Origin of the sequence: Microvirga splendida (assembly GCF_016427565.1) — a bacterium.
GTDB classification, from domain to species: Bacteria; Pseudomonadota; Alphaproteobacteria; order Rhizobiales; family Beijerinckiaceae; genus Microvirga; species Microvirga splendida.
Map to the genome: position 1 here is coordinate 235,285 of NZ_JAELXT010000004.1, position 26,519 is coordinate 261,803.

Sequence of the window (26,519 nt, forward strand, 5' to 3'; positions counted from 1 at the left end):
GCTTTCCCGCCCCGGAGTGATTGATGGACGGTTCTGTCCCCCAGCAGCGGATGTCCTTGCGCCACTTCTCCGTGGCCCAGCTGACGAGCGTGGTCGAGCGGAGCCACGCGCGGCTCTGCGCCGTGCTCGTGCTGCTGTCGCTCGCCTGCTTCCTGCCGGGCTTCACCACGCTTCAGCCCATGGACCGGGACGAGCCGCGCTATGCCCAGGCCTCCAAGCAGATGCTCGAGACGGGCGATATCGTCGACATCCGGTTCCAGGACGAGGCCCGGCACAAGAAGCCCGTCGGCATCTATTGGATGCAGAGCGCCAGCGTCGCCATCGGCGAGGCTCTGGGCGTGCCGGAGGCGCGGACCACCATCGCGCTCTACCGGATCCCATCCCTGCTCGGGGCGATTGCCACGGTTCTGCTGACCTACTGGGCCGCCCTGGCGTTCTTCGGGCGGCGAGGGGCCTTCCTGACCGCCGCCCTCATGGCGACCTGCGTCATCCTCATGGTCGAAGCGCGGCTCGCCAAGACCGACGCGATGCTCGCGGCCTGTTCGGTGGCGGTGATGGGGGGGCTCGCCCGGGCCTACCTGAGCCGGGGCGCCGGCGTCCTGCCCCGGCGGGCGCTGCTCATCTTCTGGGCCGGCTTCGCCCTGGGCATCCTCATCAAGGGGCCGCTCGTCCTCATGTTCGCCGGTCTCGCGGCTGCGGTTCTCTCCTACAAGGAGCGCTCCGCCCGCTGGCTGCTGACGCTGCGGCCCTGGCTCGGCCTCCTCTTCACCCTCGCAATCGTCCTGCCCTGGTTCGTCGCCATCGCCATCAAGAGCGGCGGTGAGTTCTTTGCCGCCTCTGTGGGTAAGGACATGCTGGGCAAGGTCGGTACGGCGCAGAAGTACCATTGGGCGCCGCCTGGCTTCTATTTGCTGTCCTTCTTCGCGACCTTCTGGCCCGGCGCCATCCTGGCCACCATCGCGGTCCCGTTCGCCTGGATCCACCGGCGCGAAGAGCCCGTGGCCTTCGCGCTCGCCTGGATCGTGCCGTCCTGGATCGTGTTCGAAGCCGTGCCGACGAAGCTGCCCCATTATACCCTGCCTCTGCTTCCGGCGGTGGCGATCATCACGGTCATGGCCGTCGCGCGGCACTTCGTCGGGCCGCACCGGCCGTTCGCCAGGCTGGCGACGGTCTTGATCCCGTTCATCCCGGTCGGCCTCACGATCGGCCTGTCCGCGATCGCCTGGTCGTTCGATGGCTTGCCGCCCTTCCGGGCGCTGCCGGCCCTCGTGGTGTCGTCCCTCCTCGCCCTCCTGGCCTGGTGGCTTTTCGTGAAGAACCGGATGGTCCCGACCCTTTGGGCGAGCTTCATCTCCTCGGCCTTTCTCGCCATCGGCGTGTTTGGCTTCGCCCAACTCGACCTGCGATCTCTCAAGATCTCGGACCGGCTGGCGGAAGTGGCCCGCAACCTGCCGTGCGAGAACCCGCAGGTCGCGACCCTGGGCTACCGCGAGCCGAGCCTCGTCTTCCTGGCGGGCACGAATCTCGACATGCTCGACAGCGGGGCCGAAGCCTCCCGGTTCCTGAACCAGGGCGGCTGCCGCGTCGTCTTCGTGGACAAGCGCTTCGAGGGCGAGTTCCAGGCCGAGAACCAGCGCCTGCGGCAGCAGCCCGTGCTCTCGACCAGGGTTATGGGATTCAATATCAACAGCGGGCGGCAAGTCGACATCGCGGCTTACGCGACCGGGTTCTAGGGCCTGGACATGCACGTCGAAGAGGTGGCCGCAGGTGGCCCTGAACGGATGACCAATCTTTCCATAAGCCCGCGCATCAGCGTCGTCGTGCCGGTCAAGAACGAGGCGCTCAACATCCTTCCCCTCGTTGAGGAGATCGAGCGGGCCTGCGCACCACTGGCGCCCTTTGAGGTGGTCTATGTGGACGACGGTTCGACCGACGACACCGGCCAGCGGGTTCTGAGCGCCCGAGCGACGCGCCCGTGGCTGCGCCTCATGCGCCACGAGGCAAGCTGCGGCCAGAGCGCTGCCGTCCGGACCGGCGTTCACGCGGCTCGGGCGCCTATCGTGATCACCCTCGACGGGGATGGGCAGAACGACCCGGCCTTCATTCCCCAACTGGTCGCGGCTCTCGACGATCCGGCTGTTGCCCTTGCCGCCGGGCAGCGGGTGGGGCGCAAGGACGGCACCTACAAGAAGTGGCAGTCCCGCATCGCCAACGGCGTGCGCGGGCGGATCCTCAAGGACGGCACCCGGGACACGGGCTGCGGACTCAAGGCCTTCCGGCGCGACGTGTACCTGCGGTTGCCCTACTTCGACGCTCTTCACCGCTTCATGCCGGCCCTGGTCAAGCGCGAGGGCTACCGGATCGCCCATGTGGACGTGGTCGACCGCCCGCGCCATGCCGGCCGTTCCAATTATGGGATGTTCGACCGCCTCTGGGTCGGCATCCTTGATTTAGCCGGAGTCTGGTGGTTGATCCGTCGCCGCCGCCGTGTTCCCGCCGCTCAGGAAATCGTCTGATGTTGATGCGCCTTTCCCATGACCTGGGACTTTATTTCTACGATCTGGTCGTCGCCCGATTCGACCTGTGGGCTGCTTTCGGCGTGCTGGCCCAGTTCGTCTTCGGGGCGCGCTTCATCGTCCAATGGGTTGCCAGCGAGAAGGCGGAGAAGAGCGTCATCCCGGTCGGGTTCTGGATCCTGTCGATCTCGGGCGGCCTGATGACCCTGGTCTACGGCTTCGCCCGCAGCGACATCGTCATCATTCTCGGCCAGGCCTTCTCGATCTTCATCTATGTCCGCAATCTCATGCTGATCGCCAAGGAAAAGCGGAAGTCCGAAGGTGGGATCGTGCCGGCCGCGGAGGCCGAGGCTTCGGCGGGATAGACCCGCCGAACCCCTGACAAGCCTCAGGCCGCGCGGGCATCCGCCTCCCGGAGCCTGGCGAAGCCTGCATCGAGATCCCGCTTCAGGTCGTCCAGATCCTCGAGCCCGATGTGGAAGCGCAGGGAGTGGCCGCCCGGCTCCCATCGCGTAGCCGTGCGATAGCTGGCGCAGTCGAACGGGATCACGAGGCTCTCGAACCCGCCCCAGGAATACCCCATGCCGAACAGGGAGAGCCCGTCGAGCATGGCCGCCAGAGCCTGGTTCGAGGACGGCTTGAGGACCACCGAGAACAGGCCCGACGACCCCTTGAAGTCGCGCTTCCAGATCTCGTGGCCGGGATAGCTCTCAAGCGCCGGGTGCAGCACCTTCGCCACCTCCGGTCGGGCATCGAGCCAGCGGGCCATCTCAAGGGCCTGCTTCTCGTGCTCCCGCAGGCGCAGCGCCATGGTGCGCAGGCCTCTCAGGCCCAGGAACACGTCCTCCGGCCCCGGGCACATGGCGAAGGAATCGTAAGTGTCGCGCAGGGCCTTGAAACAACGCTCGTTGGCCGAGACCATGCCGAGCAGCAGGTCAGACCCGCCGCTCAGGTATTTGGTGCCCGCTTCGATGGCGATGTCCACGCCGCGTTCGTGCGGCGGGAAGAGCAGGGGGGTCGCCCAGGTATTGTCCATGAGGACCACGGCCCCACGCCGGTGCGCCACCTCGGCGATGGCAGGGATATCCTGCATCTCGAAGGACTGCGATCCAGGTGCCTCCGTGAACACGGCTGCAGTGTTCGGACGGATCAGAGCCTCGATCCCGGCGCCGATTCCGGGATCGTAATAGGTGGTTTCCACACCAAATTTCTTCAGCATGCCGTTGCAGAACTGCCGCGTCGGCAAATAGACCGAATCCGTCATCAGCAGATGGTCGCCGGACTTGAGGCAGGACATCAGGGCCAGGGTGACCGCCGCAAGGCCCGAAGGTGCGAGCACCGTTCCTGCCGCGCCGGTCAATTCGGTCCAGGCCGTTTCGAGCGAACTGGTGGTCGGAGTCCCCTTCGTCCCATAGGAATAACGCCCGCGCCGGTGCAGCAGGTCGTCCGTCGTGGGATAGAGAACCGTGGATCCGCGATAGATCGGCGTATTCACGAATCCGTGCTGGTCGAACGGCTCCCGGCCGGCGTGGACGAGGCGGGTGCGTTCGGAGATGTTTTCTGGCTTTGGGGGGAGTTTTGACATCGCTTCAAGGGCTTGCTGAGGAGGTCCCGATCTGAAACCGCGCAGCCTTTGGCGTCAAGTCGGGCCCGAATTGCCTCCCATCAAGACTTGACCAGTGATCAATCATTGAATTTGATGGATCCCGATGCCGTCTCGACCGAGGCGGCGCGGAACGGTCTAAACGGGGCTCGGCTGGGGGATATCCAGGATCCGTCGAGTCATGTTGAACTATTGGGAGAACATAGAAACATGAAAAAGGCTCTCGTATCGATTGCCTTCGGCCTGACGGCCAGCCTGTTCGCCACGGGCGCCTCGGCCCAGGCAACGCTCAACAGCGTGAAGCAGAAGGGCTTTCTGACCTGCGGCTCGAACACCGGCCTCGCCGGCTTCGGCCAGCCGGACGCCCAGGGTAACTGGACCGGCCTCGACGTCGACCTCTGCCGCGCCATCGCGGCCGCGATCTTCGACGATCCGTCCAAGGTCCGCTACATTCCGCTCGCCGCCAAGGATCGCTTCACGGCGCTTCAGTCGGGCGAGGTGGACGTGCTGTCCCGCAACTCGACCAAGACGATGTCGCGCGACACGCAGCTCGGCCTCGACTTCCCGGCCATCAACTACTACGACGGCCAGGGCTTCATGGTCCGCAAGAAGCTCGGCGTCTCCTCGGCCAAGGAGCTGAACGGCGCTTCGATCTGCACGCAGCAGGGCACCACGACCGAGCTGAACCTCGCCGACTACTTCCGTGCCAACAACATGAAGTACGAAGTGGTGGCTTTCGCGACCTCGGACGAGACCTTCAAGGCCTATGATTCCGGCCGTTGCGACGCCTTCACCACCGACGCCTCGGGCCTCTACGCCGAGCGTCTGCGCGCCTCGGCTCCGGACGATCATATCGTTCTGCCCGAGATCATCTCAAAGGAGCCGCTTGGCCCGGCTGTCCGCCATGGCGACAACCAGTGGAGCGACATCGTCAGCTGGACCCACAATGCCATGCTGAACGCTGAAGAGCTCGGCGTCACGAAGGCCAATGTCGACCAGATGAAGACCTCCGACAACCCGGAGATCAAGCGTCTGCTCGGCACCGAAGGCAAGTTCGGCGAGGCCATCGGCCTCACCAATGACTGGGCTTACCGGATCATCAAGCATGTGGGCAACTACGGCGAGTCGTTCGAGAAGAACGTCGGCGAAGGCTCGCGCCTGAAGATCAAGCGCGGTCAGAACGCGCTCTGGACCAAGGGCGGCCTGCAATACGGCATCCCGGTTCGCTAAGCCGATCCAAGAACAGGGCGCCCGGACAACCGGGCGCCCTTCAAGAATAATGAAAGCCGCTTGACCCGGGCACGAACAGGGGATGACGGCCGGGTATCGAGAGCCGCCAGAGGATGAACTCAGTGCAGACCGCTGTCAGTCAGACATCGCCCCCCAAGAAGTCGTTTCTCTACGATCCCAAGGTTCGTGGAGCTTTTTATCAGGTCGTTCTCGTCGCGGCGATCATCGTCCTGTTCTATGTGGCCGCGACGAACGCCGTCGAAAACCTGCAGCGCGCCAGGATCGCCTCAGGCTTCGGCTTCCTCAACAACACGGCCGGCTTCGACATCAGCCAGACCCTGATCGAGTTCAGTGCGGCCGGCGGCACCTACGGCGATGCCTTCATCGTCGGCCTTCTGAACACCCTGATCGTTTCCGCGATCGGCATCTTCTTCACGACCTTCCTCGGCTTCCTGATCGGCATCGCCCGGCTGTCCAAGAACTGGATGGTGGCGAAAGTGGCCATGGTCTATGTCGAGGTGCTGCGGAACGTCCCGCTGCTGGTCCAGCTGCTGTTCTGGTACATCGCAGTGCTTGGAGCCCTGCCGCACCCGCGCGATTCCCTCGAGATGGGCGCCGGATTCTACCTGAACTCACGCGGCCTGTTCATGGCCCAGCCCCTCTGGGGCCCCAACATCGGTGTACTTGTCGCCGTCTTCCTTCTCGGCTTGATCGGTACATTCATCTACCGGCGCTGGGCGAAGAAGCAGCAGGAGCAGACCGGCCGGCAGTACCCCGTCGGGAAGGTTACGCTCGCCTTGGTCCTCGGCCTGCCGATCCTGACCTGGATCGTGCTGGCCCTCGTCGGCGCCAATCCGATCACGTTCGAGCTGCCGCGCAGGGGAACCTTCAACCTGACCGGCGGCATGCAGATCCTGCCTGAATTCGTGGCGCTGCTTCTCGGCCTCGTCACCTACACGGCCGCCTTCATCGCCGAGGTCGTCCGCGCCGGCATCCTGGCGGTGTCGAAAGGGCAGACGGAAGCCGCGGGATCTCTCGGTCTTCCACCGGGCAAAATCCTTCGTCTGGTGGTGATCCCGCAGGCCATGCGCGTCATCATCCCGCCGCTGACGAGCCAGTATCTGAACCTGACGAAGAACTCGTCGCTTGCGGTGGCCATCGGCTACCCGGACCTCGTGCAGGTCTTCATGGGCACCGTGCTCAACCAGACCGGCCAGGCCATCGAGGTCGTGGTGATCACCATGGGCGTGTATCTCACGATCAGCCTGCTGACCTCGTTCTTCATGAACATCTACAACCGCCGTGTGGCGATCGTCGAACGGTAGGAGATCCTATGAGCACCGCCGTCGATATGCCCCGTTTCGTCCGCGCCAGGGAGGCGGAGGCCCTGCCTCCGCCCAATCTGGCCCGCGGTCCCATCGCTTGGGTTCGGGAGAATCTCTTTTCCGGCCCCTTCAACACGATCCTGACGCTGGTGGTTTTCTACCTCCTGTATATCAGCGTTCCGCCTCTGCTGAATTTCCTGGTGTTCGACGCTGTCTGGACCGGCGCCGACCGTGCAGCCTGCCGCGCCGACGCAGGCGGCAGCGAGAGCGGCGCCTGCTGGGCGTTCATCTGGGACAAGATCAACTACTTCATCTACGGCTCCTACACGATCTCCGAGCGCTGGCGGGTGAACATCTTCTTCTCCCTCCTGGCCATCGGCGTCGTGTGGCTCCTGTGGCTGAAGGCGCCGCGGCGGGACCTGGGTGCGGTCTATTTCTTCTGGGTGTTCCCGGTCGTCTCCTACATCCTGCTCACCGGCGGCAACGAGAATTTCAGCGTCCGCTTCTGGATCGGGTTCGCCATCTTCGGCGCGCTGATCATTGCGCTCTTCGCCTTCGTGTCCGCTCTGCTCAAGACCTCCATGCGCCCGGCCCTCATCCTGGGTGGCGGCATCGTGGCCGTGATCGGCGTGACCCTCGCCCTGGTGGATTTCAATTTCGGCCTTGAGCATGTGCCCACGTCCCTGTGGGGCGGCATCCTCGTGACCCTGCTGGTCGCGACGGTCGGCATCGTGGTCTCGCTGCCGTTCGGAATCGTTCTGGCCCTGGGCCGGCGTTCGAATCTTCCGATTGTACGGCTGGCATCGGTCATCTTTATCGAGTTCGTGCGCGGCGTGCCGCTGATCACGGTCTTGATCATGGCCAACACCATGCTGCCGCTCTTCCTGCCGGGCGACATGACGGTGGACCGCCTGCTGCGGCCGCTCATCGGCACGGCGCTGTTCGCCTCCGCCTACATGGCCGAGGTGGTGCGCGGCGGCCTTCAAGCCATGCCGAAGGGGCAGTATGAGGGGGCGATGTCGCTCGGCCTGAACTACCCACAGATGATGTCCCTGATCATCCTCCCGCAGGCCCTGCGCATCGTGATCCCGGGCATCGTGAACACCTTCATCGGCCTGTTCAAGGACACCTCGCTGGTCGCCATCGTGGGCATCTTCGACCTCGTGAAGACGATCGAGGCCTCGCGCATCGACCCGGACTGGGCTGCCCCCACCATCGGCCTCACGGGTTATGCCTTCGCCGCCCTTTTCTACTTCATCTTCTGCTTCGGCATGTCGCGATACTCGCTTGGAGTCGAGCGGCGCCTTGCGGCTGGTCAGAAACGGTAAACATCCATGGCAACGACAATGTCAGCTCAGCATATCCCCTCCGCCACCGTCGACCCGCAGGCTCAGCCAGCGATCGAGATGATCGACGTCCACAAGTGGTTCGGGGAGTTCCACGTTCTGCGGGACATCAACCTGAACGTACGGCGCGGCGAGCGCATCGTGATCTGCGGTCCCTCGGGCTCCGGCAAGTCCACGATGATCCGCTGCATCAACCGCCTCGAGGAGCATCAGAAGGGCCGCATCATCGTCGACGGCGTGGAGTTGCTGGACGACCTCAAGCGCATCGACGAGGTGCGCCGGGACGTCGGCATGGTGTTCCAGCACTTCAATCTCTTCCCGCATCTGACGATCCTGGAGAACTGCACGCTGGCTCCGATCTGGGTGAAGAAGATGCCCCGCAAGGAGGCCGAGGAGATCGCCATGCACTACCTGACCCGGGTCAAGATCCCGGAGCAGGCGAACAAGTATCCGGGCCAGCTCTCGGGCGGCCAGCAGCAGCGCGTGGCGATCGCCCGCTCTCTGTGCATGAGCCCGAAGATCATGCTGTTCGACGAGCCGACCTCTGCGCTGGACCCCGAGATGGTGAAGGAGGTTCTTGACACCATGGTGGGCCTCGCCGACGAGGGCATGACCATGCTGTGCGTGACCCACGAGATGGGCTTTGCCCGTCAGGTGGCCGACCGGGTGATCTTCATGGATTACGGGCAGATCGTGGAGATGAACACGCCCGACGAATTCTTCAAGAACCCGCAGCACGAGCGCACCCGCCTCTTCCTCTCCCAGATCCTGCACTGAGGCGGATCGAGCCGACGAAAAAAGGCCCCGACATTTCGGGGCCTTTTTGTTGGTCGATTCACAATCGAGATATCAGTCTTTCTTCGCCGGCCCCGTCGCCACCGGCAGGTCGTCTCGCGCGCCCCATTCGGCCCAGGCACCGTCATAGATCGCCTTGATCGGGCGGCCTGTGACCTCGAAGGCGACGCCGAGGATGGCGGCCGAGACGCCGGAGCCGCAACTGGTGATCACCGGCTGGTCGGGGTCGATTCCGGCCTCCGCGATAGCCTTCTCAAGACCGTCCTTGTCCTTCAGGCGGCCGTTCTCGACGATCCGGTCGAAGGGCAGGTTGAGGCTGCCGGGAATATGGCCCATGCGCAGGCCGGGGCGCGGTTCGGGAGCCTCGCCCATGAAGCGGGCGGCAGGCCGGGCGTCGACCACCTGGGCGGTCTTCGATTGCAGCGCCCCCTGCACCGCCGAGGCATCCGCAACGGCCGAAGGGTTGAACGCTGGCGTGAAGGTGCGGGGAGCGTGGGGCTTCTCCGGTCCCGTTTCGACGGGCCGTCCTTCCGCCTTCCATGCGGGAAAGCCGCCGTCGAGGATCGAGACCTTGCGGGCCCCGAAGGCCTGGAATGTCCAGCGCACACGTGGGGCCGAGAACAAGCCGGCGCCGTCGTAAACGACGATGGTCATGCTCTCGCTGATCCCCATCGCGCCGACCGCCTTCGCGAAATCCTCAGGCGAGGGCAGCATGTGGGGCAGGGACGACGAGGTATCCTTCACGGTGTCGATGTCGAAACGCACTGCGCCGGGGATGTGACCCGCAAGATACTCGGCTTGAGGGTCACGGTTCTGCGTGGGCAGGTACCAGGAGCCGTCCACGACCACGAGGTCCGGATCGTCGAGGTGCTCCTGTAGCCAGGCGGTCGATACGAAGGGTTGAAGCATGGGCCATTCCTCTTGCGTGAGGGAAGAATTCAGTCGGCGAGGGACAGGCGAACGCGGCGGTTCTGCTTGCCCTTTTTCTCGATGGCAGTGATGGCGACGGTGCCGATCTCGGCCGTGCGCCGCACATGGGTGCCGCCGCAGGGCTGAAGATCGATGCCCTCGATCTCCACCAGACGCACCCGTCCGGATCCGCGCGGCGGTTTCACCGCCATGGTTTTCACGAGGCCTGGATTGGCATCCAGCTCCTCATCGGTGATCCACCGCTCTGTGACGGGCGCGTCCTTTGCGATCAATGCGTTGAGCTTTTCCGTGATCTCATCCTTGTCGAGTCCCGCATCCGGGATGTCGAAATCGAGCCGCCCGTCGCCGTCTCCGATGGCTCCGCCGGTGACCGGATAGGGCAGCACCACGCTCAGGAGATGAAGCGCCGTGTGGATGCGCATGCGCTTGAGGCGCCGCGGCCAGTCGAGCTGTACGGTGACGGTCTCGCCCTCCATGAGCCGCGATGCCGCTTCGGGTCCGATCAGATGAGCCACCTGCGAGCGGTCCGCTGCGTAGACGGTGTTGGTGATCTCCATCCTTTCGCCTTCGGCCTTCACGAGCATGCCCGCGTCGCCCGGCTGCCCGCCGCCTTGGGCATAGAACACCGTGCGGTCGAGGACGACGCCACCCTCAGGGGTGGTTCCGAGAACCCGCGCTTCGCAGGAGGTGGCATAGGCATCGTCGCGGAAAAGCAGCGTCGTGGCGGTCATGAGCGTCTCAACATGTGGCGGGGCGAAGGGCCCTTGTGGAAAAGCGAGGCGCGATGCTGACGGCAATGGGAGCGGCGGGTCAAGCCACTCCCTTGGTCGGATGTCAGGCGGAGGGCTCGGACACCGGGCTCCGCAGGCTGCGGAAGGCCTCGAGAGCCCGCTGTCGCGCCGGGCCATGAGGAACGATGGGCTCGGGATAAGTGTCGCCCAGAACGACGCCCGCCTCACGCAGCAACCCGGGCGCAGCCTCCCAGGGCTTGTGGATGAGGGCCGGCGGGAGCCGCGAGAGTTCGGGCACGTAGGTTCGGATGTACTCCCCCTCAGGATCGAACTTCTCGCCCTGGGTCACCGGGTTGAAAATCCGGTGGAAGGGAGCCGAATCGGGACCCGAGCCGGCGATCCACTGCCAGCTGAAGGCGTTGTTCGCCGGATCCGCATCGACGAGCGTGTCCCAGAACCAGGCTTCGCCCTGCCGCCAATCCGTCAGCAGATGCTTGACCAGGAAGGAGGCGGTGATCATGCGCACCCGGTTGTGCATCCAGCCCGTCTGCCAGAGCTGGCGCATGCCGGCATCGACGATGGGGTAGCCGGTGAGGCCTCTCCGCCAAGCCCTGAGGGCCGGGCGGTCCTCGTTCCAGGGGAAGCTTTCGAACCGGCTGCTGTGCGGCCTGTCCGGCAGGTGCGGGTAGAAGTGGAGCAATTGGTGGGTGAAGTCGCGCCAGGCGACCTCGCTCAGGAACTTCTCCGCATCCCGCTCCAGGCCGGGCTCTGCGTCGACCGCGCTCATGACCGAATGCCAGACCTGGCGCGGGCTGATCTCCCCAAAGCGCAGGTGCGGCGACAGGCGCGAGGTGCCCGCCTGCGAGGGCCTGTCCCGCCGTTCGGCATAGCCCTTCAGGCCCGTCTCGATGAACCGGGACAACTTGCTTCGAGCGGCGTGCTCACCCCGTTGCCATTCCTGCCGCATGCCGCCGGCCCAATCGGGGGATGAAGGTTCGAGGCCGAGTTCCGTCAGCGGAATGGCACGCTCGAGAATCGGCGGCGCCCAGACCCCGCCTTTCAGCCGGCGAGGGGCTGGAAGCGGAGGTTTGATGGGCCGGGCATTCACGGCCCGAAGATAGGGCGTGAAGACCTGGAACGGCTTGCCGGCCTGGTTCGTGATCTCCCAGGGCTCATGCAGGAGGCGGCCGTTGAAGCTGTGAGCCTTGATCCCGCCCTCGGTCAGGCGCGCCTTGATGGCGCTATCGACGGCGATCTCGGCTGCGCCGTAGCGGCGGTTCCAGTAGATGGCCGAAGCGCCGGTCGCCCGTATGATCTCTTCGACTACCTTCGACGGAGAGCCTTTCAGGATGAGAAGGCTGGAGCCGGCGTGCTCCAAGGAATCGCCGAGCGCCTTCAGCGATCCATGAAGCCACCAGCGGGCTGCGCCGCCGAGCGGACGGAGACCCTCGGGCGCATCGTCGAGCACGTAAAAGCATAGAACCTGCGACTCGCTGGCTGCCGCTGCAGACAGGGCAGGGTTGTCGTTCAGGCGATGATCGTCGCGAAACCAGACGAGAACGGGGGCATGTGAATCGCTGTTCATGGCGGCACAATACAGTCACGCCTGCAAAGCGCGACACCGCAGGGCAGCATGATCGACAGTATGTGATGGGAGAGTGGGAGAAGGTTGGCTCCGGCGGTAGGATTCGAACCTACGACCAACGGATTAACAGTCCGCTGCGCTACCGCTGCGCCACGCCGGAATAAGCCTAACCTCCAAAGAAGCTGAACTGTGAGCTTCTTGAGCGCCGCGGGGTCTTCGAAGACCGTTCCCGGCGAGGTGGGAGGCATATAGCACGGGTTTCAGGCGTTGCAACCCCCTTCTTGGCGCGCGTGAGTTCAAAAGGGGCTGTTGCTCTTTGGGGGGACGCTTGCTATGGAGCAGCCGTCGCGTTCGCGGCACGCCCCGGATGGCCTCGTGGCGGAGTGGTTACGCAGAGGACTGCAAATCCTTGCACCCCGGTTCGATTCCGGGCGAGGCCTCCAACAATTTCTGAAGGCATTGTCGATGGTCGATTTCGCTCAAGCGCGCCGTATCATGGTTGATGGCCAGCTGCGCACTTTCGATGTGAACGACATCCCTCTTCTCGACGCCATGGATGCCGTGCCACGCGAGCTTTTCGTGCTGCCAGGCCGGGAAGAGCTTGCCTATATCGATCAGGACATTCTCGTCGCCGACGGCGCCGAGCGGCGTTACATGCTCTCTCCGATGATCCTGGGGCGCCTGGTTCAGGCTCTCGGGATCGACAAGGGTGACCGCGTTCTCGACGTGGCCTGCGGCCGGGGTTATGCCTCGGCGGTCTTCCATGAGCTTGGCGCCCAGGTGACGGCGCTCGAATCCGACGAGACCCTGGCCGGTGCCGCAAGGCAGAGCCTGAGCGCGGCCGGCGCAGGGAACGTCACTGTCGTGACGGGGCCCCTGGAGCAGGGCCATGCGGCCAATGCTCCTTATGACGCCATTCTCATCAACGGTGCTGTCGAGGTTCGCCCGGAGGCGCTGCTCCGGCAGCTTGCCGAAGGCGGGCGCCTTGCCTGCGTGAAGGGCCGTGGGCGCGCAGCCCGCGCGACGGTCTACGTGCGCACAGGCGATGCGGTCGGCGAGCGTGCCCTGTTCGAAGCGGCCGCTCCTCTGCTGACCCCTTTCGTCCAAGTCCCGGGCTTCACGTTCTAATCCTTTCCAAAGCCTTAATTTCCCGGGTTTGCGGTGTCGCTTTTTTGCGCCACCCTGGCGCAAAAATGAAATCGAGCCCACCGCGCGGTTGCCGACTCGATCCCCGTGGTTATTGTTGCGCTTTGAGTCGGAACGATTTCTAGAATGGCGTCGATGGCGGTCGGCAGCCTTGAATCGCTAGGCAGGTGCGCGTGAACGAGAAGAATTCCAAGAAGACGTATCGCTTGCTCTTTGGGGCGATGACCTCGGTGTTCGTGCTCATGGGCGCCAGCGGGGCTTCGGCGGAAACCTTGGAGAGCGCGCTGGCGCGCGCCTATAGCAGTAACCCCGAGCTGAATGCCCAGCGGGCCGGGGTTCGGGTCCGGGACGAGGACGTCGCTCAGGCGAAGTCCGGCTATCGCCCGCGGATCAATGCGACGGCGGATATCGGGCGCACCTTCACCGAGGCTGATACCGGCAGGCCGAGAGGTCCTTTCGGCGGCGGAAGCAGCATCAGCCGCCTGACGCCCCGCGGGTTCGGCGTCGAGATCACTCAGCCCATCTTCGACGGATTTCAGACCCGCAATCGCGTCCGTGCTGCCGAGTCCGGCGTGCTCGGTTCGCGGGAGCAGCTCAACACGACCGAGCAGAGCGTTCTGCTCGATGCGGCGACCGCCTATATGGATGTCCTGCGGGATACGGCCATTCTCGACCTGCAGCGCAACAACGTCGAGGTGATCGACGAGCAGCTGCGGCAGACGCGGGACCGCTTCAACGTCGGCGAGGTCACCCGGACCGACGTCGCACAGGCGGAGGCGCGCATTGCCGCGTCGCGGTCCGAGGCCAGTCTGGCTGAAGCCAACCTGCGCAACAGCATCGCCGTCTATCGCCAGATCGTGGGTGTCGAGCCCCGGCAGCTGGCTCCCGGTCGCCCTCTGGACGCCCTGACGCCGCGTTCGATTGAGGCGGCCCTGAGGGTCGCCCTGAACGAGCATCCTGCTATTAAGGCGCGCCAGCATGCGGTGGATGTGGCCGAACTGCAGGTGAAGGTCGCCCAGGGCGCGCTCGCGCCGCAATTGGGCGTGGCAGGATCGGTCGACCAGCGCTACGACCGCCAGGGGGAAGGAGACAGTGCCCTGTCGGCCTCCGTGGTCGCGCGGCTGACGGTTCCGATCTACGAGGGCGGCCAAGTCTACTCCCAAACCCGCCAGGCCAAGGAAGAGGCCGGTCAGCGCCGCCTCGAGGCGGATCTTGTGCGCGATCAGGTGCGCGCTCAGGTCACCGCGAATTGGGGGCGGCTGGAGGCGGCCCGCGCCCAGATCCAGGCCGCGCAGGCGCAGATCGATGCTGCCGAGACCGCTTTGAGCGGCGTTCGCGAGGAGGCCCGCGTCGGCCAGCGCACGACCCTGGACGTGCTGAACGCCCAGCAGGAACTCCTGACGGCCCGTGTTAATCTCATCCAGGCCCAGCGCGACCGGGTGGTGGCCTCCTATGCCCTGGTCAGCGCCATGGGGCGGCTCAACTCCCGCGCCCTTGCCTTGAGGGTGAATCATTATAGCCCGACGATCCATTACCAGCAGGTCAAGGATCTTTGGATCGGAACGACCATTCCTGACGGTCGTTGATAAGTTTCGGGGCCAGAGCTTTTTAGTTCTGGCCCCGCTTGTTTTCTTGAAGCTTGCGTAAAATACTTAACGAACATTCATGAGAATGTGATTCTTAGCGTAATTTGATTTGGATACGGCTATGGGTTCATCGAGCCTGAAAGTTAACGAGCCATCGATGGAAGATATTCTTGCTTCCATCCGGCGGATCATCTCCGACGACCAGGAAACGCCAGCCTCAGAACCTCAGGAGCCGAGTTCCTCACCCTTGAAGAGCGTGCTGGACATCGCGGAGCTCCATGTGTCGCCGCTCATCGGCACGAGCCCCAACGAGCCGCTTCTGGGCCCCTGGAGCCGAGGGGATGCCGAGTTCGTCGACAGCCGTTCCGAGGCCGGATCCTATCCTGAATGGAGGGCGCCCGATGCGGCGGACGAACCGGCTGCCATCATCGTGCCCGAGCCCGTTGTGAAGGCTGCCGCCGATAGTCTCCTCTCCGGTGCGGCCAGCGCCTCGGTGTCCGGTGCCTTCAACCGCCTGAGCGAGACCGTGAAGCCCGCCCAGCCCCAGACGGTCGAGGATCTGATGAAGGAGATGCTGCGGCCCATGCTGAAGACCTGGCTCGACGACAACCTTCCTTCCCTGGTCGAGCGTCTCGTCCGGGATGAAATCGAGCGCGTGACCCGCTGCCGGGGCTGAGATTTCAGCCCCTCTGTTGACTTCATCCAATCCGTCCGGTTTGTAGCCCACTTGCTTGCGCGTTGTTCGCGCCAACAGGCCGGTACCTATCATGATGGACAAGACGTTCGATCCTTCCTCTGTCGAAGCCCGCATTTCCACCCGCTGGGAGGAGGCCGAGGCCTTCAAGGCCGGTCGCCAGGATCGCAAGGACGCCGTACCCTACACCATCGTCATCCCGCCGCCGAACGTGACCGGCTCGCTCCACATGGGGCATGCCCTCAACAACACGATCCAGGACATTCTCTGCCGCTTCGAGCGCATGCGCGGCCGGGACGTGCTCTGGCAGCCGGGCATGGACCATGCCGGCATCGCCACCCAGATGGTTGTCGAGCGCCAACTCGCCGAGCGCCAGATCCAGCGCCGCGACCTCGGCCGCGAGGAGTTCATCAGCCGCGTCTGGGAGTGGAAGGAAGAGTCCGGCGGCAAGATCAAGAGCCAGCTCCAACGCCTCGGCGCCTCCTGCGACTGGTCGCGCGAGCGCTTCACCATGGACGAGGGCCTGTCCCAAGCCGTGCTGAAGGTCTTCGTCGACCTCTACAAGCAGGGCCTGATCTACAAGGACAAGCGCCTCGTGAACTGGGATCCCAAGTTCCAGACCGCTATCTCCGACCTGGAGGTCATGCAGGTCGAGGTGAAGGGCAATCTCTGGCACATCCGCTACGCCATCGACGGCGCGCCAGATCGCTCGATCACGGTGGCTACCACCCGTCCCGAGACCATGCTGGGCGATGTGGCCGTGGCCGTGCACCCCGAGGATGAGCGCTACAAGGACCTGATCGGGAAGTTCGCCATCCTGCCGCTGGTGGGCCGTCGCATTCCCATTGTGGCCGACGAATATTCCGACCCGGAGAAGGGCACCGGCGCGGTGAAGATCACGCCGGCGCACGACTTCAACGACTTTGAAGTCGGCAAGCGCCACAAGCTGCCGCTCATCAACATCTTCGGCACGGAGGCGCAGCTTGCGCTTGCCGGGAACGAAGGCTTCCTCGAAGGGCTCCAGCAGACGGACGATCTCAAGGCCGTTCTCGCCCTCGACGGCCTCGACCGGGCCGAGGCGCGCAAGCGCATCGTGGCGATGCTGGAGGAGCGCGAGATCCTCGTCCAGATCGAGCCGAACACCCACGTGGTGCCGCACGGCGACCGCTCGAACGTGGTGATCGAGCCTTACCTCACGGACCAGTGGTACGTGAACGTGAAGCCGCTCGCCGATCGCGCTCTCGGCGTGGTGCGCAAGGGCCAGACCAAGTTCGTGCCCGAGAACTGGGAGAAGACCTACTTCCAGTGGCTGGAGAACATCGAGCCTTGGTGCGTCTCGCGCCAGCTCTGGTGGGGCCACCAGATCCCGGCCTGGTACGACGACCAGGGCAACGCCTATGTGGCCATGAGCGAGGAAGAGGCTCTGGCCGAGGCGCGCGCCAAGCACGGCAAGGACGTGGCGCTCAAGCGCGACGAGGACGTGCTCGACACCTGGTTCTCGTCTGCCCTGTGGCCGTTCTCGACCCTCGGCTGGCCGAACGATGCGCCGGAACTCAAGCGCTACTACCCGACCAACACCCTGGTCACGGGCTTCGACATCATCTTCTTCTGGGTCGCCCGCATGATGATGATGGGCCTGCACTTCATGGATGAAGTGCCCTTCGACACGGTCTACATCCACGCCCTCGTCCGCGACGAGAAGGGCGCCAAGATGTCGAAGTCCAAGGGCAACGTCATCGACCCGCTCGACGTGGTGGAACAGTACGGCGCCGATGCCCTGCGCATGACGCTGGCCTCCATGGCCGCGCAGGGACGCGACATCAAGCTCTCCGTGCAGCGCGTGGAGAACTACCGCAACTTCGCCACCAAGATCTGGAACGCGGCGCGCTTCGCCGAGATGAACGAGTGCCGCCGCGTCGAGGGCTTCGATCCGAAGGCCGTGACGGAGACGCTCAACAAATGGGCGCTCAGCGAATGCGCCAAGGCGATCAACGAGGTGTCCGCGGGCATCCAGGCCTACAAGTTCAACGAGGCGGCGCTCGCAGCCTACCGTTTTGTCTGGAATGTGTTCTGCGACTGGACGCTCGAACTCGCCAAGCCCGTGCTGCAGGGCGCCGACTCCCCGGCGAAGACCGAAACGCGGGCGACGATTGCGTTCATCTTCGACGAGATCTGCAAGCTCCTGCATCCGTTCATGCCCTTCCTCACGGAAGAGCTGTGGGCGATCAAGGGCGAGGACGGCCCTCGGCGGGAGACGATCCTGGCGCTCGCCCCGTGGTCGAGCCTCGATCACCTCATCGACGAGAAGGCCGAAGCCGACATCGGCTGGGTGGTGGATCTCGTCAACGAGATCCGCTCGGCCCGCTCCGAGACGAACGTGCCTGCGGGCGCGCAGATCCCCCTGGTGCTCGTGGCGTCCTCCACCGACGTGCAGGCTCGCGCCGGCCGCTGGGGCGATATCGTGAAGCGCCTCGCGCGCATCTCGGACATCTCCTTCGCGGAGGCCGCTCCCAAGAGCTCGATCCAGCTCCTCATCCGCGGCGAGGTGGCGGCCCTGCCGCTGGAGGGCGTGATCGACCTCGACGCGGAGCGCGCGCGCCTCGCCAAGGAAGTCCAGAAGCTCGATGGTGAGGTGTCCAAGATAGACGCGAAGCTCGGCAACGCGGATTTCATCAAGCGCGCGCCGGAAGAGGTGGTCGAGGAGCAGCGCGAGCGCCGCGAGGAGGCGCTGACCCGCAAGGCGAAGATGGAAGAGGCGCTTGGACGACTGAAGGACGCTTGAGGCAGCGTTTCAGCCCTATGACGTCGTCATGCCCGGCCTTGTGCCGGGCATCCACGTTTCAGGGGGGCAGCAGTACCAAAGACGTGGATGGCCGGGACGAGCCCGGCCATGACGGTCTGCTCATCCCAGCACGAAGTCCACCAAGAGCTTTACGTTCAGCACCACGATCACCGCCGCGATGATGCCGGCAAGGGCCGTGAGCCAGCGCGGCGTGACGAGGGCGCCCATCTTGGCCTTGGAGGCGGTCATCGTCACTAGGGGAATGATCGCGAAGGGGAGCTGGAGGCTCAGGATGACCTGGCTCAGGATCAGCAGTTTCGCCGTGCCGCTCTCGCCATAGGCGATGGTGACGATGGAGGCCGGAACGATGGCGATGCCGCGGGTGACGAGTCGGCGCATCCAGGGCGCCATCTTGAAGTTGATGAAGCCTTCCATGACGATCTGGCCCGCCATGGTGGCCGTGACCGTCGAGTTCAGGCCGCAGCACAGGAGCGACAGGCCGAACAGCATCGGGGCGATGGCGCTGCCCAGGATCGGCTGGAGCAGCGTATGCGCCTCGCCGAGCTCGGCGATCTCCGTCCGCCCCGTGTGGTGGAAGGCGGCTGCGGCGAGGATGAGCAGCGATGCGTTGATGGTAAGAGCAAACATCAGCGCGATGGTGGAATCCCAGGTGGCGAAGCGCAGGGCCTCGCGCTTTTCAGGAACCGTGTCGCCATAGGCGCGGGTCTGCACGATGCCGGAATGCAGGTAGAGGTTATGCGGCATCACCGTCGCGCCGAGGATTCCGAGCGCCAGGTAGAGCATGTCCGGATCGGTGACGATCTGGGTCGTCGGCGCAAAGCCCGCGATCACGCCGGCCCAGTTCGGGTCGGCCATGGCGATCTGAATGCCGAAGCAGACCGCGATGACGCCGAGCAGGGTGATGATGAAGGCTTCGACCCAGCGGAAGCCGAGATTCTGCAGATACAGGATCAGGAACACGTCGAGCGCCGTGATGATGACGCCGATCTCGAGCGGGATGCCGAAGAGCAGGTTGAGGCCGATGGCCGTGCCGATGACCTCGGCAAGGTCCGTGGCGCAGATGGCGAGTTCCGCCAGCGCCCAGAGCACCCAGGCGACGGGCCTCGGATAGGCGTCGCGGCAGGCCTGGGCGAGGTCGCGGCCGGTGGCCACCGCCAGCCGGGCGCAGAGCGACTGCAGGATGATCGCCATGATGTTGGAGATCAGCGCCACGGAGAGCAGGGCGTAGCCGTATTTCGAGCCGCCCGCCAGCGAGGTCGCCCAGTTGCCCGGATCCATGTAACCCACAGCCACCAGATAGCCCGGGCCGAGGAACGCCGCTGCCCGCCGCCACGTCGAGCCCGACCGCACGGCAATCGAGCGGTTGACCTCCGGCAGGGAGGGCAGGTCCGAGGAGCGCCGCCACGCGGCCTTCTGCACGAGGGAGACGGGAGCCGACTGATCCATGGTCACTTTCTGCAGTTGCAAATTATTTGCAATAAGAGGCTAGCGTGGAACAAACGTCCGGGCAAGAGGAGAGTTGCACAAAGTTGCAACAGATGGCTCGGCCTTACCCAAAAGGGACAGCGCGCCTGTTGAGCAGGGCTGCGTTCGGCTGTTCGGGCGTGACAAGAGGCTTGAGGTTTGCTCTAGGTTTCCCAAAACCTGAACGGACATCAGACAAGGGATGGACATGCTCGAGAGCGTCCTGATTGCCAATCGCGGCGAGATCGCGTGCCGCATCATCCGCACCGCCCGGCAACTGGGGATGCGCACCATTGCGGTCTATTCGGAAGCGGACGCGGAGGCGCTCTTCGTGCAGATGGCGGACGAGGCCTATCTCATCGGCCCCGCGCCCGCCCGCGAGAGCTATCTCCAGATCGACAGGATTATCGAAGTCGCCAAGCGCGCCAAGGCAGCCTCCATTCATCCGGGCTACGGCTTCCTGTCCGAGCGGGCCGAGTTCGCCGAAGCTTGTGCTGCGAACGGTATCGTGTTCGTCGGCCCGCCGGCCTCGGCGATCAAGGCCATGGGCCTGAAGGATGCCGCCAAGGCCCTCGTGCAGCAGGCCGGCGTGCCGGTGGTGCCGGGCTACCATGGCGCCAAGCAGGACCCCGACTTCCTGCGCCAGAAGGCCTACGAGATAGGCTATCCGGTTCTCATCAAGGCGGTCGCGGGCGGCGGCGGCAAGGGCATGCGGCGGGTCGAGAAGGCGGCCGATTTCGACGCCGCGCTCGAGAGCGCCCAGCGCGAGGCCGCGAGCGCCTTCGGCGATCCGCGCGTGCTGGTGGAGAAATACATCCTCTCGCCGCGTCACATCGAGATCCAGGTCTTCGCCGACAGCCACGGCAACGTGGTGCACCTCTTCGAGCGCGACTGCTCGCTCCAGCGCCGCCACCAGAAGGTGATCGAGGAGGCGCCGGCTCCCGGCATGCCGCCCGAGATGCGCGACGTCATGGGCCGGGCCGCCGTCGAGGCCGCCCGCGCAGTCGGCTATGTGGGCGCCGGCACCGTCGAGTTCATCGCCGACGGCCGCGAGGGCCTGCGCCCGGACCGCTTCTACTTCATGGAAATGAACACCCGCCTGCAGGTGGAGCATCCGGTCACGGAAGCAATCACGGGGCTCGACCTCGTGGAGCTGCAGTTCCGCGCGGCGTCCGGCGAGCGCTTGCCGTTCTCGCAAGACGATCTCGCCATCGATGGCCATGCGGTCGAGGCGCGCCTTTATGCGGAGGATCCGGAGAAGGAGTTCCTGCCCTCGACCGGAAAGCTCTGGGCCCTGGAATTCCCGGAAGGCGAGGGCATCCGCATCGACACCGGCGTCGAGGCCGGAGCGGAGGTCACGCCCTATTATGATCCGATGATCGCCAAGGTCATTGCGCACGGCGCGACCCGCGAGGAAGCGCTTTCGCTTCTGGCGGAGGCGCTCGGGCAGACGATCGTCGCCGGTCCCAAGACCAACGCGGCATTCCTGAAAAAACTCTGCGAGGCGGAAGGCTTCAGGGCAGGGGAGTTCGACACCGGCTTCATCGACCGCAATCTCGACGCGCTCGGCGTCGGGCCTCAGCCACGCGACGATGTCGCCGTATCGTTCGGCGCGGCGGCGCTCATCTCGCGGGAGATCGAGCGGCTGCGCATGGCCGAACTGCAGAAGAGCGACGAGCCGTCCTCGCCCTGGTCGAACCCGGACGGCTTCCAACTGCTCGGCGCCCGCAGTGTCGGCGTGCCGCTTCTCGTCGACGGCGAGCGGGTCGATGCCCGTGAGGTGTTCAGCCCCGACCATCATGGCGCGAGCACGGTGGCTTTCGGCGAGAGCGACCCCTGGGCCGACGAGGAGATCGACCGGGAGATCGAAGCGCCGCATGGTGTCTACATCCTGCGCAACGGGCGCCAGACACTGGTGCAGCCTTACGATCCCTTCGATGTGGATCTCGAACACATGGACGAGGGCGGCTCAGTGAAGGCGCCAATGCACGGCAAGCTCGTCGCCGTGTTCGTGCAGCCGGGCGATCGGGTCGAGAAGGGGCAGCGGCTCGCCATCGTCGAGGCCATGAAGATGGAGCACGTGCTGGTGGCGCCCTCCGATGCCGAGGTGGCGGAGATCGCCGCCGAGCCGGGCGCCCAGGTGGCGGAAGGTTCACGCCTGATCGTGTTCAAGACCAATGATTGACCTGCGGCGCATCGCCGGATGTCCGATCTGCGATGCGCATGGTTGAAAGCAGACATGGCACTTCACCTGATCAAACTCTGCGTCGGCTGCGACTCGATCACCGATCTCGAGGAATGGATCGAGGAGAACCGCGCGCTTCATCGCCGGCTCGGTCGCGACTACGAGCAGACGCATACGACCCGCATGGTGCCGAAGCGCGTGGATGAGCTTCTGGGCGGCGGTTCGCTGTATTGGGTCATCAAAGGCCATGTGGCAGCCCGGCAGGCGCTTCTCGACGTGCGCCCCTTCACCGATGGAGAGGGCATCGGGCGTTGCCGGTTGGTGCTGGACCCGAAGGTGGTCGCTGTGGAGCCGAGGCCCTACCGACCGTTCCAGGGCTGGCGCTATCTCGTTGCTAAGGATGCTCCGCGTGATATCGATGGGAAGGCGGGCGATCTGGCCAAGATGCCCGAGGACATGCGTCGGGAACTGGCCGAACTCGGCCTTCTCTAACATATGTGAGTTTGGAGGCGCTGCGATGAAGCTCCCAATCGTCCTCTCTCTCCTGCTGATGGCCACAGCCGGTCCGGCGCTTGCGAAAGAGTGCCGCACGCCGCACCTGCCGCCGGGCATGGAGGTGAGGCTGCCGCCCGGCTGCGAGGAGCCCCTCCCGGCCACCCGTTCAAGGGCGGAAAGGCGGGACGGCCCCAGGGCGGAGCAGGGCTTCATCGATCTCGGCAACGGCACGCAGGTGCGGATCAGCGGCCGCGTCCGCGCCGAGATGGGCTTTCGCCGTTAGACTTATTTGCTGGGGATCATCCTGGAACCTCACTGCCGCGATTCGCATTGGCTCAGCAGTTCAGTTGAGTGGAGGTTCCGATGCTGATGTGTGCATCCGAAGGCCGGCACTGGCGTTACGAGGTCTGTGAGCATGACGACGGCTATCTCGTCCAAATGCGCGACCTGACGACCGGCGAGCTGGATGAAGAATTCTCCACCATCTTCCGCACCCTGCCGGTGGCTTTCGCCTATGCCGAGATGTCGGCCGCCTACGAACGCTATGCGGCCTGCGAGCTGGAGCAGGCGGAAGACGAGCAGATCGAGTTCGACGTGGAGGCCACCGAGCGCCACTTCATCGATCTCAGCGACAGGTTGCACGATTCAGGCATCAACGGTGTCGTCGTCCAGGCCTGGGAGCGCGAGAGCCAACGCGGCGCGGCCCGCCTGCTGCACTAAGACTTGATCGGCAGGCTGCGGCTTCGCGTTTGCAAGCCGTTGCCATGCCTCTAGCATCGCTCCACCACGACTCACGTCGATGATGGAGTTCCCATGGCCGATCTGTCCGCTTTCCCGATTTCGACCCGCTGGCCGGCCCAGCACCCCGACCGGATCCAGCTCTATTCCACACCCACGCCGAACGGCGTGAAGGTCTCCATCATGCTGGAGGAGGCCGGGCTCGCCTACGAGCCGCACTACATCGACATCGGCAAGAACGAGACCTGGATTCCCGAGTACCTGGCGCTGAACCCGAACGGCAAGATCCCGGCGATCATCGATCCCGACGGGCCGGGCGGCAAGCCGTTCGGGCTGTTCGAGTCCGGCGCCATCCTGCTGTATCTGGCGGAGAAGACCGGCCGGCTTCTGCCCTCCGATCCGGCACGCCGCTACGAGACCGTCCAGTGGGTGTTCTTCCAGATGGCCTCTGTCGGCCCGATGTTCGGTCAGCTCGGCTTCTTCCACAAGTTCGCCGGCCGAGAGATCGAGGACAAGCGGCCGCTGGAGCGGTACCGCAACGAATCCAAGCGCCTGCTCGGCGTGCTGGAGACCCGGCTCGAGGGCCGCGACTGGATCATGGGCGACGACTACACCATCGCCGACATCTCCCTGCTGGGCTGGGTGCGCAACCTGATCGGCTTCTACGGCGCGGGCGAACTGGTGGAGTTCGACACCCTGAAGAGGGTGCCGGCATGGCTGGAGCGCGGCCTGGCCCGTCCGGCCGTTCAGCGCGGCCTCGCCATTCCGGCGCGCCCGGAGTGAGCCTGCGGCTGCCGCATTCTCGCCGGCGGCGATTTACATCCACCCCATCCCGGCCCACATGTTGGGATGGGGACGTAAAACGATGATGCTGCTTTTGGGAATCGCCGCGCTCGCCCTTCTGTGGTGGCTGGGCAGGAATTACACGCGCACCGACACGAAGGCTTTGGCGAAGGCTGTCAGGACTATAGGCGGCGTTGCCGCCCTGGGTGCGGCCGCCTGGGTGGGCATCAAGGGCCAGCCCGGCCTCGCGCTGCTCATCGGCGGGCTCGGCGCCTGGGCGCTCGGATGGAGCCCCATCGACTTTACCGGCCCCTGGCGCAGGCTTCAGCCGCAGCCTGGACGCTTCTCCCGCATCCGCTCCGCCATGATCGAGATGGAAATCGATCATTCGACCGGCGCGGTCGAGGGCAGCATTCTGGTCGGAGCCTTCGCGGGCAGGCGCCTTTCCAGTCTCGACCCGGGAAGCCTGCGCCGCCTCTACGACGAATGCAGCGCCCACGATCCCCAGGGTGTTCCCCTGCTAGAGGCGTATCTTGATCGCCGGTTTACCGGCTGGCGTGAAAACGCTCAGGGAGACCGTGACACGCGGACGCGCACTCAGGCGCAGTCGGGCGTAATGACGAAAGAAGAAGCCTATCAGATCCTGGGGCTTCAGCCGGGTGCGGGCCTCGACGAGGTCCGAAAAGCGCATCGAACCTTGATGAAGAGGCTCCATCCCGACCATGGGGGGACGGCGTACCTCGCGGCTCGCGTGAACGAGGCGAGAGAAGTCCTGCTGGGCCGACATCGCTGATACTCCACGCGCGATCCGGTTGTATCAAAGCCGAGACGGTGCAAGCACACGCACCGTCTCAGGGTTCTTCAATCCTGTCTCAGCCGCGGGCGGCGAAGCAGTTCACGCCGCTCTTCTTGAGCTGCTTGCAGGTCTTCGCGGCCGCATCCGATTCCGAGAAGCCGGAGAAACGGGCCCGGTAGAGCGTGCTGCCGTCGACGGTGACCTTCTCCGTGAACGGGGAGGCCTTGCCGAGCAGCTTGCCGAAGCGGCTGCGGGCGGAGTCGAGCATTTCCTTCGCCTTGGACTCGTCGTCCGTGGCGCCGAGCTGGATCACCCAGCCCGTCACCGCCGGGCGCTCGACCTTCTTCGGCTCGGGGACTTCAACCTTGAGAGAGGCGGTCTTTGTCGGGGCCGGAGCCGCCTCGACGGGCTTCGCTTCGATCTTGGCCGCCAGAGCAGCCTTCTGCGAGGCCGGGATCTGAGCCGGAGCAGCCTGGGCTGGCAGCGAGGCATAGGCCTGGGCGTTCAGCGGCAGAGGCTCCTGGCCCTTCTGCCAGCGCACCGAGGAGGTGGAGGAGGGGGTCGTGGTGGAGCTTGCGCCCGCCGCGGATGCCACCACCGGACGCAGAGTGTTCAGGTCGAGCGGCTTGCGCTCGGGCTGAGGCGTCGTGGCCTGGGCCATCGGAGCCTCCGGGGTGGCGGCCGCGACCCTGACCGGAGCCTGGGCGGGAGCAGGCTCCACCGGACGGGGAGCGGGAGCCTCCGCCACCATGGCGGGCTGTGGGGAGCCTTCCACTACTGGCGGGGCGATGCGGGCGCCGGCATAGGCACGGGGCAGGTGATCGTCGATCAGACCGGCCATCTTCTGGTCGCGGGAGGCGCCGGAGCGGCCGCCGAGCACCACGGCCACGATGCTGCGGTTGGCGGTGTTGACCGAGGTCAGCAGGTTGAAGCCGGACAGGCGGGTATACCCGGTCTTGATCCCGTCCACGCCCTCGACCTTGCCCAACAGGCGGTTGTGGCCGCGGATCGTGCGCTGGCCGTACTGGAAGGAGCGGGTCTCGAAATAGGCGAAGTATTTCGGGAAGCGGTCCTGGATCGCCCGGCCGAGAACCGCCAGGTCGCGCGCCGTGGTGATGTTCGGCGGGTCGTGCGGCAGGCCGTGCGGGTTGTAGAAGGCCGTGGAGCTCATGCCGAGTTCCCGGGCCTTGCGGGTCATCATCTGGGCGAAGGCGTCTTCCGAACCGGCCACGTTCTCGGCCACCACGACAGAGACGTCGTTGGCCGAAAGGGTGACCATCGCCTTAATGGCGTCGTCGACCTCGATGGTCGAGCCCGGGCGCAGGCCGAGCTTGGTCGGCGGCTGGCTGGCGGCATAGGACGAGACCGTCAGGGGGGTGTTGAGGCTCATCCGGCCCCGCTCCAGCTGCTCGAAGAGCAGGTAAAGGCTCATGACCTTGGTAATGGAGGCGGGGATACGGGGCGCATCGATGTTCTCGCCCTGCAGAACCTTGCCCGTCTTGGCATCGACCACGATGGAGGCCGTGGGAGGGCTGTAGCTGGCACGAGCCGGCGCCTTGCGGCGGGCCGCTTCAGCCGGGGAGGTGATCGTGATGGCAAATGACGCAGCGATACCAACGAGAGCCCAAGTCTTTCGGTGTCCCATCCAAACCGAATTCATACTCAAAATTCCCTGTTTCGTTTGGTTTTTAGGCCCGTGCGCCCGGCTCACTAATGGGAGCCGTTGCCGGCGCAACACATCCTCTGACGGTAAGAGGTTGCGGTTACG

The 26,519-nt window shown here is 65.0% G+C and carries 23 protein-coding genes and 2 tRNA genes; 18 read left to right on the top strand and 7 right to left on the bottom strand.

What is annotated here, in order from left to right; genetic code table 11:
• Positions 1-50 precede the first annotated feature (50 nt).
• From JAO75_RS06675 to JAO75_RS06685, 3 genes are read left to right on the top strand one after another with little or no spacing between them, the layout of a single operon-like run.
• Positions 51-1,733 carry an ArnT family glycosyltransferase gene (locus tag JAO75_RS06675; protein ID WP_425523157.1) on the top strand — a complete coding sequence of 561 codons (1,683 nt, stop codon included), beginning with the start codon at positions 51-53 and terminating at the stop codon, positions 1,731-1,733.
• Between the two features lie 48 nt (positions 1,734-1,781).
• Positions 1,782-2,516: a glycosyltransferase family 2 protein gene (locus tag JAO75_RS06680; RefSeq protein WP_199047726.1), complete on the top strand. Its 735-nt coding sequence runs from the start codon at positions 1,782-1,784 to the stop codon at positions 2,514-2,516.
• A complete protein-coding gene (locus JAO75_RS06685; RefSeq protein ID WP_199047727.1) occupies positions 2,516-2,881 on the top strand; it encodes a lipid-A-disaccharide synthase N-terminal domain-containing protein in 366 nt (121 codons plus the stop codon). The genes JAO75_RS06680 and JAO75_RS06685 overlap by 1 nt, the downstream gene beginning before the upstream one ends.
• Positions 2,882-2,904: 23 nt before the next feature.
• Here the strand turns inward: JAO75_RS06685 and metC are convergent, their stop codons facing one another.
• Positions 2,905-4,101: a cystathionine beta-lyase gene (gene metC / locus JAO75_RS06690; protein WP_199047728.1), complete on the bottom strand. Its 1,197-nt coding sequence runs from the start codon at positions 4,099-4,101 to the stop codon at positions 2,905-2,907.
• 228 nt (positions 4,102-4,329) lie between these two features.
• Here metC and JAO75_RS06695 point away from each other — a divergent pair, with 228 nt between their 5' ends.
• From JAO75_RS06695 to JAO75_RS06710, 4 genes are all read left to right on the top strand, one after another.
• Positions 4,330-5,349, top strand: a complete 1,020-nt coding sequence (locus tag JAO75_RS06695) for an amino acid ABC transporter substrate-binding protein (RefSeq protein WP_199047729.1) — start codon at positions 4,330-4,332, stop codon at positions 5,347-5,349.
• A 113-nt stretch (positions 5,350-5,462) separates the two neighbouring features.
• Positions 5,463-6,674, top strand: coding sequence for an amino acid ABC transporter permease (locus JAO75_RS06700; RefSeq protein WP_199047730.1), 1,212 nt, complete (start codon positions 5,463-5,465; stop codon positions 6,672-6,674).
• A gap of 8 nt (positions 6,675-6,682) precedes the next feature.
• Positions 6,683-8,002: an amino acid ABC transporter permease gene (locus tag JAO75_RS06705; protein ID WP_199047731.1), complete on the top strand. Its 1,320-nt coding sequence runs from the start codon at positions 6,683-6,685 to the stop codon at positions 8,000-8,002.
• A gap of 6 nt (positions 8,003-8,008) precedes the next feature.
• Positions 8,009-8,797 carry an amino acid ABC transporter ATP-binding protein gene (locus tag JAO75_RS06710; RefSeq protein ID WP_425523156.1) on the top strand — a complete coding sequence of 263 codons (789 nt, stop codon included), beginning with the start codon at positions 8,009-8,011 and terminating at the stop codon, positions 8,795-8,797.
• A gap of 72 nt (positions 8,798-8,869) precedes the next feature.
• On the opposite strand, the gene sseA is transcribed toward JAO75_RS06710, so the two are convergent.
• The 4 genes from sseA to JAO75_RS06730 all read right to left on the bottom strand — a co-directional run bounded on the left by sseA (position 8,870) and on the right by JAO75_RS06730 (position 12,221).
• The gene (gene sseA, locus JAO75_RS06715; protein ID WP_199047733.1) at positions 8,870-9,724 is read right to left on the bottom strand and encodes a 3-mercaptopyruvate sulfurtransferase; all 855 of its coding nucleotides are present in this window, start codon (positions 9,722-9,724) and stop codon (positions 8,870-8,872) included.
• 29 nt (positions 9,725-9,753) lie between these two features.
• Positions 9,754-10,476 (bottom strand): alanyl-tRNA editing protein, encoded by a 723-nt coding sequence (locus tag JAO75_RS06720; RefSeq protein WP_199047735.1) that lies wholly within the window; start codon positions 10,474-10,476, stop codon positions 9,754-9,756.
• 103 nt (positions 10,477-10,579) lie between these two features.
• Positions 10,580-12,061, bottom strand: coding sequence for a cryptochrome/photolyase family protein (locus JAO75_RS06725; RefSeq protein ID WP_199047736.1), 1,482 nt, complete (start codon positions 12,059-12,061; stop codon positions 10,580-10,582).
• Between the two features lie 85 nt (positions 12,062-12,146).
• Positions 12,147-12,221, bottom strand: a tRNA-Asn gene (locus JAO75_RS06730).
• Between the two features lie 209 nt (positions 12,222-12,430).
• Between JAO75_RS06730 and JAO75_RS06735 the strand changes: the two genes are divergently transcribed.
• The 5 genes from JAO75_RS06735 (at position 12,431) to JAO75_RS06755 (ending at position 18,269) form a co-directional block, all read left to right on the top strand.
• Positions 12,431-12,504 (top strand) — tRNA-Cys (locus JAO75_RS06735).
• Between the two features lie 22 nt (positions 12,505-12,526).
• A complete protein-coding gene (locus JAO75_RS06740) occupies positions 12,527-13,189 on the top strand; it encodes a protein-L-isoaspartate O-methyltransferase family protein (protein WP_199047737.1) in 663 nt (220 codons plus the stop codon).
• A 191-nt stretch (positions 13,190-13,380) separates the two neighbouring features.
• Positions 13,381-14,793, top strand: coding sequence for a TolC family outer membrane protein (locus tag JAO75_RS06745; RefSeq protein ID WP_199047738.1), 1,413 nt, complete (start codon positions 13,381-13,383; stop codon positions 14,791-14,793).
• Between the two features lie 157 nt (positions 14,794-14,950).
• Positions 14,951-15,469: a PopZ family protein gene (locus tag JAO75_RS06750; RefSeq protein ID WP_199047739.1), complete on the top strand. Its 519-nt coding sequence runs from the start codon at positions 14,951-14,953 to the stop codon at positions 15,467-15,469.
• A gap of 91 nt (positions 15,470-15,560) precedes the next feature.
• On the top strand, positions 15,561-18,269 hold the full coding sequence (locus JAO75_RS06755; RefSeq protein ID WP_199047740.1) for a valine--tRNA ligase: 2,709 nt from the start codon (positions 15,561-15,563) through the stop codon (positions 18,267-18,269).
• Between the two features lie 120 nt (positions 18,270-18,389).
• Here the strand turns inward: JAO75_RS06755 and JAO75_RS06760 are convergent, their stop codons facing one another.
• Positions 18,390-19,736: an Nramp family divalent metal transporter gene (locus tag JAO75_RS06760; protein WP_199047742.1), complete on the bottom strand. Its 1,347-nt coding sequence runs from the start codon at positions 19,734-19,736 to the stop codon at positions 18,390-18,392.
• 226 nt (positions 19,737-19,962) lie between these two features.
• Between JAO75_RS06760 and JAO75_RS06765 the strand changes: the two genes are divergently transcribed.
• From JAO75_RS06765 to JAO75_RS06790, 6 genes are all read left to right on the top strand, one after another.
• Positions 19,963-21,939, top strand: coding sequence for an acetyl/propionyl/methylcrotonyl-CoA carboxylase subunit alpha (locus JAO75_RS06765; RefSeq protein WP_199047744.1), 1,977 nt, complete (start codon positions 19,963-19,965; stop codon positions 21,937-21,939).
• Positions 21,940-21,993: 54 nt separating this feature from the next.
• Positions 21,994-22,431, top strand: a complete 438-nt coding sequence (locus JAO75_RS06770; protein WP_199047746.1) for a DUF1489 family protein — start codon at positions 21,994-21,996, stop codon at positions 22,429-22,431.
• A gap of 25 nt (positions 22,432-22,456) precedes the next feature.
• On the top strand, positions 22,457-22,717 hold the full coding sequence (locus tag JAO75_RS06775; RefSeq protein WP_199047747.1) for a hypothetical protein: 261 nt from the start codon (positions 22,457-22,459) through the stop codon (positions 22,715-22,717).
• 80 nt (positions 22,718-22,797) lie between these two features.
• On the top strand, positions 22,798-23,154 hold the full coding sequence (locus JAO75_RS06780) for a hypothetical protein (protein ID WP_199047748.1): 357 nt from the start codon (positions 22,798-22,800) through the stop codon (positions 23,152-23,154).
• A 93-nt stretch (positions 23,155-23,247) separates the two neighbouring features.
• Entirely contained in the window at positions 23,248-23,955 is a 708-nt protein-coding gene (locus JAO75_RS06785) for a glutathione S-transferase N-terminal domain-containing protein (protein WP_199047749.1), read from the top strand.
• Positions 23,956-24,037: 82 nt separating this feature from the next.
• Positions 24,038-24,748, top strand: coding sequence for a DnaJ domain-containing protein (locus tag JAO75_RS06790; RefSeq protein ID WP_199047750.1), 711 nt, complete (start codon positions 24,038-24,040; stop codon positions 24,746-24,748).
• A gap of 79 nt (positions 24,749-24,827) precedes the next feature.
• Here JAO75_RS06790 and JAO75_RS06795 read toward each other — a convergent pair whose 3' ends face one another.
• Entirely contained in the window at positions 24,828-26,396 is a 1,569-nt protein-coding gene (locus JAO75_RS06795; RefSeq protein ID WP_246742392.1) for a D-alanyl-D-alanine carboxypeptidase, read from the bottom strand.
• Between the last annotated feature and the right edge of the window lie 123 nt (positions 26,397-26,519).

What these genes read in the sequence shown, in the direction of transcription:
- metC (WP_199047728.1), bottom strand. Translation starts at nt 4,101, where the DNA reads ATGTCAAAACTCCCCCCAAAGCCAGAAAACATCTCCGAACGCACCCGC.
- JAO75_RS06755 (WP_199047740.1), top strand. Translation starts at nt 15,561, where the DNA reads ATGATGGACAAGACGTTCGATCCTTCCTCTGTCGAAGCCCGCATTTCC.
- JAO75_RS06700 (WP_199047730.1), top strand. Translation starts at nt 5,463, where the DNA reads ATGAACTCAGTGCAGACCGCTGTCAGTCAGACATCGCCCCCCAAGAAG.
- JAO75_RS06685 (WP_199047727.1), top strand. Translation starts at nt 2,516, where the DNA reads ATGTTGATGCGCCTTTCCCATGACCTGGGACTTTATTTCTACGATCTG.
- sseA (WP_199047733.1), bottom strand. Translation starts at nt 9,724, where the DNA reads ATGCTTCAACCCTTCGTATCGACCGCCTGGCTACAGGAGCACCTCGAC.
- JAO75_RS06780 (WP_199047748.1), top strand. Translation starts at nt 22,798, where the DNA reads ATGCTGATGTGTGCATCCGAAGGCCGGCACTGGCGTTACGAGGTCTGT.
- JAO75_RS06760 (WP_199047742.1), bottom strand. Translation starts at nt 19,736, where the DNA reads ATGGATCAGTCGGCTCCCGTCTCCCTCGTGCAGAAGGCCGCGTGGCGG.
- JAO75_RS06790 (WP_199047750.1), top strand. Translation starts at nt 24,038, where the DNA reads ATGATGCTGCTTTTGGGAATCGCCGCGCTCGCCCTTCTGTGGTGGCTG.
- JAO75_RS06775 (WP_199047747.1), top strand. Translation starts at nt 22,457, where the DNA reads ATGAAGCTCCCAATCGTCCTCTCTCTCCTGCTGATGGCCACAGCCGGT.
- JAO75_RS06785 (WP_199047749.1), top strand. Translation starts at nt 23,248, where the DNA reads ATGGCCGATCTGTCCGCTTTCCCGATTTCGACCCGCTGGCCGGCCCAG.
- JAO75_RS06725 (WP_199047736.1), bottom strand. Translation starts at nt 12,061, where the DNA reads ATGAACAGCGATTCACATGCCCCCGTTCTCGTCTGGTTTCGCGACGAT.
- JAO75_RS06750 (WP_199047739.1), top strand. Translation starts at nt 14,951, where the DNA reads ATGGAAGATATTCTTGCTTCCATCCGGCGGATCATCTCCGACGACCAG.
- JAO75_RS06675 (WP_425523157.1), top strand. Translation starts at nt 51, where the DNA reads ATGTCCTTGCGCCACTTCTCCGTGGCCCAGCTGACGAGCGTGGTCGAG.
- JAO75_RS06740 (WP_199047737.1), top strand. Translation starts at nt 12,527, where the DNA reads ATGGTCGATTTCGCTCAAGCGCGCCGTATCATGGTTGATGGCCAGCTG.
- JAO75_RS06765 (WP_199047744.1), top strand. Translation starts at nt 19,963, where the DNA reads ATGCTCGAGAGCGTCCTGATTGCCAATCGCGGCGAGATCGCGTGCCGC.
- JAO75_RS06770 (WP_199047746.1), top strand. Translation starts at nt 21,994, where the DNA reads ATGGCACTTCACCTGATCAAACTCTGCGTCGGCTGCGACTCGATCACC.
- JAO75_RS06710 (WP_425523156.1), top strand. Translation starts at nt 8,009, where the DNA reads ATGGCAACGACAATGTCAGCTCAGCATATCCCCTCCGCCACCGTCGAC.
- JAO75_RS06720 (WP_199047735.1), bottom strand. Translation starts at nt 10,476, where the DNA reads ATGACCGCCACGACGCTGCTTTTCCGCGACGATGCCTATGCCACCTCC.
- JAO75_RS06695 (WP_199047729.1), top strand. Translation starts at nt 4,330, where the DNA reads ATGAAAAAGGCTCTCGTATCGATTGCCTTCGGCCTGACGGCCAGCCTG.
- JAO75_RS06680 (WP_199047726.1), top strand. Translation starts at nt 1,782, where the DNA reads ATGACCAATCTTTCCATAAGCCCGCGCATCAGCGTCGTCGTGCCGGTC.
- JAO75_RS06795 (WP_246742392.1), bottom strand. Translation starts at nt 26,396, where the DNA reads ATGGGACACCGAAAGACTTGGGCTCTCGTTGGTATCGCTGCGTCATTT.
- JAO75_RS06705 (WP_199047731.1), top strand. Translation starts at nt 6,683, where the DNA reads ATGAGCACCGCCGTCGATATGCCCCGTTTCGTCCGCGCCAGGGAGGCG.